This is a genomic window from Gaetbulibacter aestuarii (assembly GCF_039537665.1).
GTDB lineage: Bacteria > Bacteroidota > Bacteroidia > Flavobacteriales > Flavobacteriaceae > Gaetbulibacter_A > Gaetbulibacter_A aestuarii.
In genome coordinates this window covers 895,229-909,286 of the sequence record NZ_BAABAY010000001.1, presented here as the reverse complement: position 1 = coordinate 909,286, position 14,058 = coordinate 895,229, and the positions used below count along the sequence as shown (strand labels likewise).

Sequence of the window (14,058 nt, the reverse complement as noted above, 5' to 3'; positions counted from 1 at the left end):
TTAAGGCTTATCTGGAAAAATTAAAACCCGGTCTAAGCACAGTTATACGTATTATGGAGATATGCTATTAGATCAAAACAAAATACCACATATCCTTTATTACTTAGTTCATTTCTGTAAGAAAAACATTCGTTTCAGGTAATATTGCTAATTAATATTCTTAATTTTGCAACAAAACAAACAATGACCAAAACGCTCAGTCTCAAGAGAAACCTGATCATTTTTGGAATTCCGTTACTCATTATCGGAATGATGATCCTCCTGGCAAAGTCATCTTTATTTTACTCTAATCCAAACCAACTTTCAATAGGAATAACGTTTGATCTGTTACTTACTGTTCCTTTCGTTTATTTCCTGTTAATTAGAAAAACAAATATTCCCAAGACCACGATTGTTCCTTTTCTGATTTTAGGCATGGTAGTTGGATCCGTGATTTTACCTAGCCAAAATCAACACTATCTTAATCTTTTTAAAACCAGGGTTTTTCCTGTTGTAGAACTTTCAATAGTATCCTTCGTGATCTATAAGGTAAGTCAGGCCATCAAGGGTTACAAGGCCAGTCAAAATCCCTCCATTGACTTCTACACCACCTTAAAAAATACCTGTTACGAAATCCTTCCGAAAGGGGCGGTTATTCCTGTGGTTACCGAAATAGCTGTTTTTTACTACGGATTTATTTATTGGAAAAAAAGACCCCTTAAGGACAATGAATACTCTTACCATAAAGAAAGCGGTACCATAGGGCTCTTAGTCGCCATTATAGGTATTGTCGCCATTGAAACTTTTGTACTTCACAAATTGCTTTTAAAATGGAGTGACATCGCCGCATGGATCTTGTCTTTTTTGAGCGTTTATTCGGGATTTCAATTATTCGGGTTTTTGAGGTCGATATACAAAAGACCTATAGCTATAGAAAATGATAAGGTGTTCCTTCGATACGGTATTATGAACGAAACAACTATTGATATAGCTCAAATTGATAGCGTAGAACTTACATCAAAGGACATAGAGTTGGATAAAAAAACGCGAAAACTATCTATTTTAGGTTCGTTGGAAAGTCATAATGTTATCATTCGCCTCAAGGAAGAAAATACCCTTACCGGGCTTTATGGAATTAAACGTAAGTATAAGAACCTGGCCTTACATATTGACAATAAAGTTGAATTTAAAGACCGAATAACTTCCTCTATTCAAAATCTAAATTAAAAAAGCCTGACGAAATGAAATTAAAACCAGCTTCTATCCTATTAATGCTCGTCTTGACACTGATAATAGGTTGTAAAAATATAAACAAAATAAACGATGAAGTATATGTTAAAAATAAAAAAACTTCCAGACCTGTAGATAACGATAGCTTGGCATTAACGTCTTTAATAAGAGCAGCATATACCTGGCATTATGAAAAACATCTAACGGAATTCCCCTATAAATTTGATAAAGAATCGGATAGTATTTTCACCGGAATAGATTGGAACAAGTATGATCAAAATATGGCCATGTTCAAAAGTTCAAAGTTCTTTACCACCGACTTTATAAAGCATCATAAATCTATTGCTTTGATCTTGGATAAATCGATAAAAAATGCTGGAATTAAATGGAGAAATATAAATGATGGTATTACGGTTTGGGATTCTGAAGCTGATGATTGGTGCAATTGCCAGGATTATCCTGATAAGTTTTGGAAAACCTTGGTAATTAACCATTTAAATATTGAAAATAACCTTGCCCATTTTAGTTTATCCATGAAGATAGGTGGAGATTACGCTCCAATGTTTTACAAAATAGCTGCTAAAAAGGAGCATAATAACTGGAAAATAGATTCTTTAGAAGGTTACAACTACTATGGAACTAGGGCAGATTACAATCGTATGATGCAAAATTGAATGTAATGCTGATTTCTTTAAGACTTCCTAGGCATTAATAAACCAAATAACCCATAATTAAACAGGTAATCATTTTCTTTAGGTTCCCTTTTATTTGCTAAATTAGCTGTTAACCTGTTACCATTTAACTTAAACTATAATGAATCGCCTTATTACAATTTTAAGCTGTTTATTACTTCTGACTTGTCAGCAATCTAAAAATGACAAGAGTAAAATAAACGCAGAAATGGTTTCTCAAGAAGCTCAAAATACAGAAATTCCAAATGTTGATAATGCGCAGGATACCTTAATAAATACGAATCACTATTTGATTATTGGAAACAAATCTGCCGAAATAAAAATTATTGATGAAAGTGAAGAAGCTACCTATCCTGACTACAATTTCCTGAACAGTTATGGTCATGATGTCATTATTGGAAAGGATACCGATCAGGTTGAAATATACAGAAAATACAGCCCACAAACCACTTTCGAGGACTTTCCTGCTGAAATATACCATGGTCCATTAGCAGATCCTGACTTTTCAACAAACCCTGAAGCAAAGCAATTTATAAGCAGAATAAAAGAAGCCTGTGCTAATGGTATAAATTTCGCAGGACATTACACGATGGTTATCTGGGGCTGCGGAACGTCGTGTCAAACCGGTGTTTTAGTCGATAGAAAAACTGGAAAAATATTCGATGGACTTATCACATCTTTAGGTTCAGAATTCAAAAAGGAAAGTAACATGATCATTAAAAATTTTGGAGCCATTGATACCTCAAAAAACCTTATCGAAGTCTGTGCCTATTGTGAGGTTACTCAAGACATTTGGACCGGATCAGGCTTTAAACCGATTGAATAAAAAGCTTGTCCAAAATTCATTTTATTAATTTCTTCTTCCGGTTTACTTTTTGAAAACAGGCATAATAGTAGAATTTTCTACTTTTTCCTATCTTAGAGTGAAATTCCGATAATTGACTCACGGCCAGCGCTAGCCTCCTAAATCAAAAATAGAAAATCATTAAACCGGGAAAGCCTTACCATTTAGAATTTAAAAATGAAAATTTAACAAGTTTGTGACATTTCTAGCATTCGATTCCAATAAAAAATCGAAACTTTTTTTGTAAGTCATTTTTTACTATTTTCGTTTTAAATAAATCATCAATATTCCACACACCCAAATTATATCATGAAATACACTCATTTCCTTTTTGTTTTTATTAGCCTATTATTACTTACGTCTTGTTCCTCTAAAAACGATATTCAGGGAGGAAATCAGCCTATTTTTAAAGCACGCCTTTTAAAACAAGTTACCAATAGTGATGGGTTTTGGCAGAAATTCTTTTACAACGACAAAAAACAAATTGAGCTTCTAACGCAAACCAGTAATCAAATCGACTTAGATTCAACGTATTTCTTTTATAACGGAGATATGCTCACAAGAACACTCCAGCGCACTTATGTTCCAAACACCGGTGTGATAAATACTGATATCAATTATGATAATTTTAGTGATACTCAGGCTACCGGCTCTTATAAGATCTATAAAGATGATGGTACCGTATTCCAAAATCAAACCTTTGAATACACGTTTTTAAATAACCTCATTAAGTCTATCATCTTTTATAATTTAGATGGTACAAAATCAAGTGAAAAAATTTACAACCACGACGTAACGGGTAACCTAACTAAATGGACTGAGATTTGGTATGGTTCTAACAACGCGATTAGCTCCTCTAGGGAACATACCTTCTCTAAATGGGATGATAGCGGACTGAAAACACAGAGTTTGTTGTACTGGAATTATCGTATTTATAATATCCCTAACATGTTCATCTCAAATAGTAACTTAATAGACCGAACAGAAAATGGGCAAACCTACAATTATACTTTTGAATATGATCCCTACGGCAATGTGATAAAATATACGTCTGTTGATGAACAGAAGTACATCACTTTAGAATATTACCAATAAGAATTAGGTTTCAGGTTTGAATTCGGGTAAACCCGGTGATTTGTTAGCAGGATGAAAATTTTATTGAATCCGATTAATTTAAAAATAAACTGTAGATTAGTATGATTCAAAACTGATCCAAATGAAATACGCTGTACTCCTTTTTATCTTTTTTATTCAACTAGGCTTTTCTCAAACACTACTGCAACCCGAACGCGTTTTTGATGGCAAAACCATGCACGACCATTGGGTGGTTGTAATTACCGGAAACAAAATTACCTATGCCGGTCCTTCATCGGGAGCTGCTAATCTAAAATTTACCAAAACCATAGATCTTGCAGGAACAACCTTAATGCCCGGTATTATTGAAGGGCATTCACATATTTTATTGCATCCTTATAATGAAACCTCATGGAACGTTCAGGTATTGAAAGAGTCGCCTGCTGAACGCGCTATCCGAGCTACGAATCATGCTAAAAAATCGTTGATGGCGGGTGTAACCACGATGCGTGATCTGGGATCGGAAGGTGCCGGTTATACGGATCTGTCTGTAAAAAAATCTATTGATGAGGGTATCATTCCAGGACCAAGATTATTAGTTGCAGGACCGGCTATTGTGGCTACAGGAGCTTATGGGCCTAAAGGATTTCATGAGGGTGTTACCGTGCCGCTTGGTGCCGAAACCGCTAGTGGCGTGCCCCAATGTATTGAAACGGTACGCCGCCAAATGGGACATGGTATTGACGAGGTTAAAGTATATGCCGATTACCGTTGGGCTTCGGGCGAACCCTCGCACGCTACCTTTTTACAGGAAGAATTAGACGCTATGGTGGCCACAGCCAAAAGTGCCGGAAAATATGTTACGGCGCACGCCGGAACTCCGGAGGGTATGTTGCGCGCCATTAATGCGGGTGTAAGAACCATTGAACATGGCGACGGTGGCACACCGGAAGTTTTTAAACTCATGAAATCTAAAGGTGTTGGCTTATGCCCTACTATTGCTGCCGGCGATGCTATTAGCAGATATTCAGGTTGGCGCAAAGATGTAGATCCTGAGCCGGAACGCATCAAGCAGAAACGCGCTTCTTTTAAAAGTGCATTGGACGCCGGTGTTAAAATTGTATTTGGTGGTGATGTTGGGGTGTTTCCACATGGTGAAAACTACCGCGAAATGGAATTGATGGTAGATTTTGGCATGAAACCTTTGGATGTTCTTGTTTCTGCCACTTCCGGGAATGCACACATGTTCGATCTGGACGATCTTGGGGTGTTAAAGACCGGATTTTTGGCCGATATTATTGCGGTTAAAGGTAACCCGTTGAAGGATATTTCAGTGATGAAAGATGTTTCCTTTGTCATGAAGGATGGGGTGATTTATAAAGATTAAATTCTATGATGTAGATTGCTTCACGCTGTTCGCAATGACGGATTGGAACGTCATTACGAGGAGGAACGACGAAGTAATCTCAACAAAGAAATTCCTAACTTCAGATTAATTCACGCTGTTGGAATTGACGAACGTAACGGCATTACGAGGAGCGTAGCGACGTGGTAATCTCATGAAACAGATTGCTTGACTTCACACACAATAACAATGAGATTCCCGCCTTCGCAGGAATGACAAGTTGGTGGCAATGACCAAATAGAAACGTCATTAGGAGGAGCGCAGCGACGTGGTAATCTCAACATCAGAACTCCTGTTCGAAAGATTACGCCGCTTGTGCTCTTAATGACGACTCCTGCGATAAAAAAAGACCCCGGCAAAGAGGCCCGCGTTAGGCCTGCCTGCCGGCAGGCAGGGATAGTAGCGAAAAGCCCACAGCGAGGAACGAGCGAGGACTTGCAGCGGATAGCCCGACCGCGACGCAGGAGTGGTAACGCCCAAGAAAATAGAATTTTTCCGACGAACGGTATAGCCCTGGTAATTTGTAGATTTAGACTAAGGAACTTTAAAAATTAATTTATTATATTGTTCTGATATAAAGTAATTTATACTTAAATAACGAACTAAAACCCCAAACTAACACAGACCAGGCAGCCCCCAAATCTGCACTTTTGGTTACCCAAAATAATAACTAACGCCATGTCTATTGCCTACAACGAATCCGATCGCGCTATTGAGATTTATGACGATCTACGAACCCAGTATCTTATTTACAAAGGTTTAATGGTTTTAACCGTTCTGAATGCCTTGATTAGAATGTATAACAGACCTGATGAGCCGGTGAGCTATTTTCAAACACTTTGGGCGAGCCTGGGAATTGTTGCTGTTTGCTGCCTTGGTTTTTTCCTGATGCGGAAATCGGCCGCGGAAAAAATTAAGCTTAAACAGATCAAAAAACTTAAAATACGCTCTTTTTTTGGTAGAAAACGCTGCGTACTGGTTTTAAAGAACGGCAAAGAACGTAAATTGAAAGCTCCGGAAAGTGAAAGCGACCTTAACCATTTGCTTCATTTGTGTGCTCGCGTAGGGATTAAATATTAATTTCATTTTTGATTATTGCACTTCATCTAATTTATTTTTTTGTAAGAATTTTTTGGTTTATATTGGAAGCATTAATTACAATATTCAATTTTTTCAATGAAACTAATAACAAACCAACAGCTCATTAGTTTACTTCCAAAGTTCCTTTTTTTTGCCCAAATTCTTGTTTTTTATTTTGTTTTCCAGGCGTGTGATACCGATCCCTGTGATGAAGGTTATACCCAGATCAGGGAAAATGGCATGTCGATTTGTGTTCCTGACTATATCATGGGGATAGAAACCTCCGGTGATTATGGTAATCGGTTTTATCATGATGCGTTGGGACTTATTGAATTTAATAATGGCATTTGGACCAACCAATATGGTGAAAATGTAAGTTCGAAATTATAAATTGGAATTTAATGTAATTCCACTGTAAAGAGTCCGTTTTTAGTTTTAAGGTTAGCTATTAATGGACTCTTGTTTTTTTATTAGTATCTTTAAGTTAAAACAATTTCAGTGGCTTCAGAGTACTTAAACAGCGCAAAAAAACAGTTTGAATACTACAAATCTGTAGGCGAAAAAACCTTTGATCAACTCGATGAGGCCGACCTTTTTTGGCAATACAATGAGGCCTCCAATTCCATTGCTGTTATTGTAAATCACCTTTGGGGAAACATGTTATCTCGTTGGACGGATTTTTTAATTTCAGACGGCGAAAAAGTTTGGCGAGAACGCGATCTGGAATTTGAAAACGTTATAAGGTCTAAAGCTGAACTTTTAGAAAAATGGAATTACGGCTGGGCTTGCCTTTTTAAGGCTCTGAACAGTATTAATGAAGATAACTTTAACACTAAAGTTTACATTAGGAATCAGGAACATACCATCACAGATGCTATAAATCGGCAACTGGCACATTATGCTTATCACATAGGGCAGATCGTTTATATTGGTCGCATGATAAAAAATGAGAATTGGCAAAGTTTGACCATTCCAAAAGGCCAATCGAAAACCTTCAATAAACAAAAATTTTCCAAAGGGAAACACGGCGGGCATTTTTCAGATGATTTGAAATAGTAATTCTTTTTCAAAAACATCCGTAATACACCCCTTATTCCCAACTATTTATTAAATTAGATACCGAAACCAACCACTAACCATTCCCAAATCCTTAGTGGCCTTAATAACGCCAACAATGGATTCTAAAAAAAATAAAACGCTCGATCGTAGAGCGTTTATGGAGTTAAGCGCCCTGGGTGCTGCCGGAATTAGCCTGGCCTCCATGCCTGTACTATCTGCCTGTTCCTCAAAGGATAATTCAAAAACTGTTTGGGGCGCTTGTTATCACGACTGTCCTGATCGGTGTAGCTGGTCTGTTACTACTGTAAATGGAAAGATCACCAATTTTCAAGCCAATAATGACGCGTTTACAGCAGGAAAATTATGTGATAAAATGGAAACCTTTCCCGAAGATGTAACCTTTCATCCGGACAGAATTCTTTATCCCTTAAAACGCAACGGACCCAAAGGCAGCGGACAATTTGAAAAAATAAGCTGGGAACAAGGTATTCGGGAAGTGGCTGAAAAACTCCATACCATTATTGCTGAAAAAGGGGGTGAAGCTGTTCTCCCGTATAGTTATGCGGGCAATATGGGTTTGGTTCAAAGCCATGCTATTTCCGGTCGCTTTTTTGCCAGAATCGGAGCGAGCCAGCGCGATGGTACCATGTGCGGCAGTATAGCAGCAACAGGCGTTTCGGCAACAAACGGACAAACTACGGGAGTTTTACCTGAAGATATTGTACACAGCCGATACATTGTCCTTTGGGGAACAAACACGAAACATTCCAATCAGCACTTGTGGCCTTTTATTGAAAAAGCGCGTAATGCAGGTGCTAAAGTCATTGTAGTTGATCCTTTTCAGTCGAAAACGGCTGAGGATGCCGATTGGCATATTCAGCCCAAGCCCGGAACTGATGTTGCTCTGGCGCTTGGCTTGATGCATGTTATTTTAAAAGAAAATCTTCAGGATCAGGATTACATAGACAACTATACTTCAGGTTTTAACGAATTAAAAGCGCATGTTGCTGATTACGACCCTAAAACCGTAGCTACCATAACCGGTTTGGAAGAGGAATCCATTATCACCTTCGCTAAAGATTACGCATTGTCTGCTCAAGCACCGTCCTTAATTCGGGTTTTGATCGGGATGGAACACCAATCTAATGGAGGAGGTGCTTTTAGATCGATTGCCATGCTGCCCTCACTTACCGGTTCCTGGCGTTATTTTGGTGGCGGCCTGATGCATATGACCTATGAGTTATTTGGTTCGGCACTCAATTGGAAAGCCGTCGATCTCCCAAAAGAATTACAGCAACAGAACACCCGGTCGATCAATATGGTTGAATTGGGTAAAGTGTTGACCGATACGGAACTCGAACCGGGTATACACGCGTTGTTCGTACACAGTTCAAACCCAATGACCACAACGATGGATCAAAACCTGATCAAAAAAGGGTTGGAGCGTGATGATCTGCTCACCGTTGTTTCCGAACATTTTTTAACGGATACGGCGCGTTATGCCGATTATGTATTTCCGGCCACAACGGTATTGGAAAACTGGGACGTTCTGGATTCCTGGGGAACTGCATATATCAATATCAACGAACCGGCTATTGCCCCGATTGGTGAAGCCAAACCTAATTCCGAATTGTATCGCTTGCTTGCCAAAGCAATGGGCTTTACAGATTCCTATTTTGATGATACTGATCTGGACATGGTGAAAAAAACCGTTACCAGCCAGCACCCATATATGGCAGGAATCACTTTTGAATCACTGCGAAAAAATGGCGGACAAAGATTAAAACTTCCTGAAAAATGGATGCCACATGCCGAGGGTAATTTTGGTACTAAAAGTGGAAAATGTCTTTTTTATGACCTGTCATTAAAACAACCATTACCTGATTACATTCCGTTGGCAATTTCGGAAGACGACCTTAAAAATTACCCTTTTAAATTATTAAGTATTAAAAAGTCAAAAAACTTCCTAAATAGCAGCCATGCCAATGTAGTACGTAATTTAAAAACGGCAGCATATCACCTTGATATACATCCTGAGGACGCCAAAACGCTTCAAATTTCAAACGGTGATCAACTCAAGGTTTTTAATCAGAAAGGACGTGTTCTTATCCCGGCACAAATAAGCAAAAAAGTAACTCCGGGCGTCGTTTGTATGCCACAGGGCTTTTGGGCCTCTTTAACTGAAGGAGGATCTTCAGCAAATGCCTTAACCAGTGCTAAACTTGCCGATATGGGTGGTGGTCCGGCTATTCAGGAAACGCGGGTAAACATTCAAAAAGTATAAAAGCCTCAAGCTAGTGCCCATGATCAAACTCTTTAACAACATTCGAAAACAACTCATAAAAGAAGGAAAAGTTTTAAATTATCTAAAATATGCCGTCGGTGAAATAGTACTGGTTGTTATTGGAATTTTAATTGCTTTAAGCATTAACAATTGGAATGAGCAAAGACATGACAGGCAATTGGAACGTCAATATCTTGAAAATTTTGCTGCCGATTTCAAACGAGATTACAATTCATTTGAATATTTTAAAAATTCTGTGCCTAAAAAAATTAAGGCACTTTTACTTGCTCGAAAGTATATTTTTGAATCTCCAGAAATAAAAGATACGCTTAAGTTTATAGACACCCTTGGCTATGGTGGTGTTGGTAGTAGAACATCATTTTTTGAAAACCAATCGACCTATAAGGATATAACCAGTACGGGTAATTTAAGACTTATTCAAAACGAAAAAATTCGGCAAGCCATACTTACCTATTATCAGTATTCAGAAAATACAGAGGTTTATTTAAATAATTTGCGCACCGATTATTCCACTTTTATGAATTCATTGTACCCCTACGATCGTAAAAAATCCTTTAAACCTTACCCTAAAGAAATTAAAAAAATTATGAGTGCTTTAAAAACAGACTCCTATTTAAAGCTAACCAACGATGAGCTGGCATTTGCCTATGCGTTAGGTGTAAGAATGAATGGTCTTACAGATTTTAATACCGGGCTTTTAAAAATGATTGAAACAGAATTGAAGTAAAAAAAATGATCAAACTCTTTCACAACATTCGAAAACAATTACTTGAGCAGGATAAAATTTCTAATTATCTAAAATACGCCATCGGGGAAATCATACTGGTTGTTTTCGGGATCTTGATCGCGCTTCAAATAAATAACTGGAATCAAAATCGTATTGAACAAGAAACGCTTTGGGGCTATTTGAACAACATTAGCATTAATATTGAAAATGATTTGAAGCAGGCTTCAGATCTAAATTTCATAAATGAACAACTAGCTAACAATACACAACATTTCTGGCGCCTTCGATCAAAGAAAGATTTCACTTTTACGGACTACAAGGCTACTGAAGATTATTTGAATATCCTGTTCAACCTGGAATCCTTCGAACCTAATACCTCGGGTTTTGAAACTTTAAAAACAACAGGATATCTGGGAAAACTTCAAGGCACAGATATAGAAACCTTACTATTAACCTATTATGAATCCGCGGCTCAAGTAAGTAAATGGGAAAATAAGGGAAGAACCTTCCTGGACAACTTGTTAATGGAAAACAACAAGACAAATTGGGGTTTCTCTTATGAAGCATTATTTAATTTGGGTAGGGATTCTACAGCTTTTACGGAGATCAAAGACAACTATCAAAAAATGCTTAATGCGCCAACTTATGATGCGGCTGTTGTTAGTCACGGTTACAATAATTTTTTACCTTCCAAATTAAAACTTCACTTTATTGGTAAAAGTATCCTGGACCTCATCAATCAACATAAATTGCAGGCTTCAGACCAGGTGATGCGCTCTGTAGCACTTTACAAAACTGATTTTTCAGATATTGGTCAGGAAGAGGTAGTTATAAATGGTATTATTCCAAAATCCGTTCATATCCTTACAGATTCTAATAAAGGTTTCGACAAATTAAAGTTTGAAGGTCATGAGAACTATCTCGAATTTCATATTAATCCAAATCTCAATTGGGCTGCGGCGATGTTTGTAGTAGATTCACTTGGATTTAATAATCGCCCCTCCAAAGATTTTACTGCTTACAAAAAAATACAGGTCGAATTGAAGGGAAAAACCGGAGGTGAAAAACTTGAATTAGCATTGAAGGACAAATACGACCCCGATGATGGTACTGAGTCCAGAGTTCCCTTAACCTTATCTAAAGACTGGCAAACCTATACATTCGATTTACAAAAAGACTTTCCGAAAGCAAACTTGAAACACTTATATCAATTGGCCGGTTTCGTGGTTCAGGATCCAAAAGGAATGACCCTAAAAATAAAGAATATTCAATTTTTAAAAGAATGATAGTGCATATAAAATACCACACCATAAAATGATTAAAATATTTAGATCAATACGTCAAAAATTACTCAGGGAAGGCAAGGTTTCAAGTTATCTGAAATACGCCATTGGTGAAATTGTGTTGGTGGTTATTGGAATTTTAATTGCACTAAGTATCAATAACTGGAATGAAAATAGAAAAGAACATAAAGTAGAGCGTAACATGCTTCTTAGTATTAAAGAAGAACTTAAATATTCATTGAATGAATTAAAAAATGATTTAGAAACTACTGAAATATGTGAACAGGCCACTAGAAATGTATACTCTTATATTCAAACTAACCCAAAGCTGGTGGATTCGATGTATGATGACTTTTACAACCTGATAGCTTTTGATTATTCTTTTCCCAAAACCTCGGCATACCAATCCTTAAAATCCGGAAATATTGAGATCATAAAATCAGACACACTAAGAGATCTGATTACTTACATCTATGAAAGTGGCTATAAACGCCTTCAATTAAAAATTGAAACCAGACGTAATGCGGCAAGACTTCTGTTTCCATACTATCAAAAACATTTCGTTTCCAAAATAATAACCGATAGTATTACTCATCGAAAAAATATTATTGGTATACCCAATAACTATGAAGATTTAATGCATGATCCTGAGTTTGAAACCTTAATTGTTGAGGCCATAAATGGTAGAGCTAATTTTAGAATTGGTTATGAGAGAACCATCGAGGTCATAGAAACTTGCATAAAGCAAATTGATACGTATTTAAAACTCTAATTTTTAATGGCATAAAAAATCATGATCAAGTTTTTTCGAAATATTCGCCAAAAGTTGTTGAAAGAAAATAAGACTACAGGCTATTTTAAATACGCCATTGGTGAAATTGTACTGGTGGTAATAGGCATTTTGATTGCGTTAAATATCAATAACTGGAATGAAAACCTAAAAGACCAAGTGAAAAAAGAGAAACTTATGAACGCGCTGGAGGTAGAATTCAGAGTTAACTTAATACAATTAGATACGGTGCTTTCATATGATAATAAAGTATTAAAAAGTACTCAGGATTTTTTAAAAATTACAGGCTCCACTGATATTGATACCTTGGCTATGCCCGGGATGTTTCAAAACCTGTCATGGAAGTGGACTTTCGATCCTTTGAACGGGGCTTTGCGATCGGGCATTTCGTCCGGAGATATTCACCTCATTAAGAACGACCTCCTGGTCAAGTTGCTTTTTGGTTGGGAAGATGTTGTATCTGACGCGCGGGAAAATGAAGACCGCTGTGTTGCCGTAGTTATTAACTCCAAACCTCTTTTAGAAAAATACATTAGAAATCTGGATTACAGGAGGGTTTGGAAATCTGAATTACCTCCAAGCCAGTTTGATTCTGATTACATCGGATTACTTAATGATCCTCTGTTTGAAGATTACCTAACGGAACGCTATATCACCATGGCTGATGCCTTGAGTGAACTAAATGTGTTGAGAGAAGCAAACAAACGAATGCTTGACATGATACGATCAGAACTTAAAACCGAAATGGATGATTAAACTCTTTAGAAATATTAGGAATAAATTGATCAAAGAGAACAAGACCGTAGCTTATTTTAAATACGCCATTGGAGAAATCGTTCTGGTGGTGATTGGAATTTTATTGGCACTGCAGATCAATACCTGGAATCAAAACCGATTAAGTCTTATTGAGGAGCAACAAATTTTAAAAAATCTAAAAGCTGATTTTGACAACAATAAAGATATATTACAGTCTACCGTAAGCGAGTCTAAGGAAAGTATTCGCTATTGTTTGGCGATGTTAAACCATACCGGATTTAAAGAAAAACCAGAAACTGCCCGAACCTTTGATAGTATTTTAAACGGAATTTTCAATGCCCCGGCCTATTCTCCCGTGAATGGTACGCTAGATGAAATTATTAACTCAGGGAAACTTAGTGTTATAATGGATGAGGACTTACGAAAAAAACTCTCCTCTTGGAAACCAATCATTGAAATCATTAAAGGGCGTTTTGACGAAACCAAATTAAATCAGAATTATTTAAATGAATATATGCTGGAACATGGTAATTGGTTAAATGCCGACCAGGTAAGCTATGAAAACCGTAGTATCACTTTTCCAACATCCGGATTTATTGTAGATAACAGAAAACTTTTGGAAGATCAAAAATTTGAAAATATGGTAGAAAATATAGCTATTGGATTAGATAATTATTTGATCCAACTGAACAGAACCGAACGTTTACTAGACGACATTTTAAAACAAATAAATACCGATATTAAAAATGATTAGATTTTCAGAAAAACCTTCTAAAAATCTGTTATTGAAAAGATAACCATAAAATATTTAGGATAATTCCTTAACTTTAGTTG

Annotated in this window: 15 protein-coding genes; all 15 read left to right on the top strand. The window is 36.9% G+C overall.

The features are described 5' to 3' along the window. Positions 1-183 precede the first annotated feature (183 nt). The 15 genes from ABD682_RS04055 to ABD682_RS03985 all read left to right on the top strand — a co-directional run bounded on the left by ABD682_RS04055 (position 184) and on the right by ABD682_RS03985 (position 13,978). Positions 184-1,206 (top strand): hypothetical protein, encoded by a 1,023-nt coding sequence (locus ABD682_RS04055; RefSeq protein ID WP_344739269.1) that lies wholly within the window; start codon positions 184-186, stop codon positions 1,204-1,206. A 14-nt stretch (positions 1,207-1,220) separates the two neighbouring features. Next, entirely contained in the window at positions 1,221-1,883 is a 663-nt protein-coding gene (locus tag ABD682_RS04050; protein ID WP_344739267.1) for a hypothetical protein, read from the top strand. 139 nt (positions 1,884-2,022) lie between these two features. After that, a complete protein-coding gene (locus ABD682_RS04045; protein ID WP_344739265.1) occupies positions 2,023-2,727 on the top strand; it encodes a hypothetical protein in 705 nt (234 codons plus the stop codon). 327 nt (positions 2,728-3,054) lie between these two features. Then, a complete protein-coding gene (locus ABD682_RS04040) occupies positions 3,055-3,840 on the top strand; it encodes a hypothetical protein (RefSeq protein ID WP_344739263.1) in 786 nt (261 codons plus the stop codon). A 121-nt stretch (positions 3,841-3,961) separates the two neighbouring features. After that, entirely contained in the window at positions 3,962-5,206 is a 1,245-nt protein-coding gene (locus tag ABD682_RS04035; protein WP_344739261.1) for a metal-dependent hydrolase family protein, read from the top strand. A gap of 15 nt (positions 5,207-5,221) precedes the next feature. After that, on the top strand, positions 5,222-5,374 hold the full coding sequence (locus ABD682_RS04030) for a hypothetical protein (RefSeq protein WP_344739259.1): 153 nt from the start codon (positions 5,222-5,224) through the stop codon (positions 5,372-5,374). A gap of 528 nt (positions 5,375-5,902) precedes the next feature. Next, positions 5,903-6,304, top strand: a complete 402-nt coding sequence (locus ABD682_RS04025; RefSeq protein WP_344739257.1) for a hypothetical protein — start codon at positions 5,903-5,905, stop codon at positions 6,302-6,304. Positions 6,305-6,400: 96 nt separating this feature from the next. Continuing rightward, positions 6,401-6,694: a hypothetical protein gene (locus tag ABD682_RS04020; RefSeq protein ID WP_344739255.1), complete on the top strand. Its 294-nt coding sequence runs from the start codon at positions 6,401-6,403 to the stop codon at positions 6,692-6,694. 108 nt (positions 6,695-6,802) lie between these two features. After that, the gene (locus tag ABD682_RS04015; protein ID WP_344739252.1) at positions 6,803-7,360 is read left to right on the top strand and encodes a DUF1572 family protein; all 558 of its coding nucleotides are present in this window, start codon (positions 6,803-6,805) and stop codon (positions 7,358-7,360) included. Positions 7,361-7,478: 118 nt separating this feature from the next. Then, positions 7,479-9,647 (top strand): molybdopterin-containing oxidoreductase family protein, encoded by a 2,169-nt coding sequence (locus ABD682_RS04010; RefSeq protein WP_344739249.1) that lies wholly within the window; start codon positions 7,479-7,481, stop codon positions 9,645-9,647. A gap of 19 nt (positions 9,648-9,666) precedes the next feature. After that, positions 9,667-10,395 carry a DUF6090 family protein gene (locus tag ABD682_RS04005; protein WP_344739247.1) on the top strand — a complete coding sequence of 243 codons (729 nt, stop codon included), beginning with the start codon at positions 9,667-9,669 and terminating at the stop codon, positions 10,393-10,395. 5 nt (positions 10,396-10,400) lie between these two features. Beyond that, entirely contained in the window at positions 10,401-11,681 is a 1,281-nt protein-coding gene (locus ABD682_RS04000) for a DUF6090 family protein (protein ID WP_344739245.1), read from the top strand. 28 nt (positions 11,682-11,709) lie between these two features. Then, entirely contained in the window at positions 11,710-12,450 is a 741-nt protein-coding gene (locus tag ABD682_RS03995; protein WP_344739243.1) for a DUF6090 family protein, read from the top strand. Positions 12,451-12,471: 21 nt separating this feature from the next. Further along, positions 12,472-13,224, top strand: a complete 753-nt coding sequence (locus tag ABD682_RS03990) for a DUF6090 family protein (protein WP_344739242.1) — start codon at positions 12,472-12,474, stop codon at positions 13,222-13,224. Further along, a complete protein-coding gene (locus ABD682_RS03985; protein ID WP_344739240.1) occupies positions 13,217-13,978 on the top strand; it encodes a DUF6090 family protein in 762 nt (253 codons plus the stop codon). The genes ABD682_RS03990 and ABD682_RS03985 overlap by 8 nt, the downstream gene beginning before the upstream one ends. Positions 13,979-14,058 lie beyond the last annotated feature (80 nt).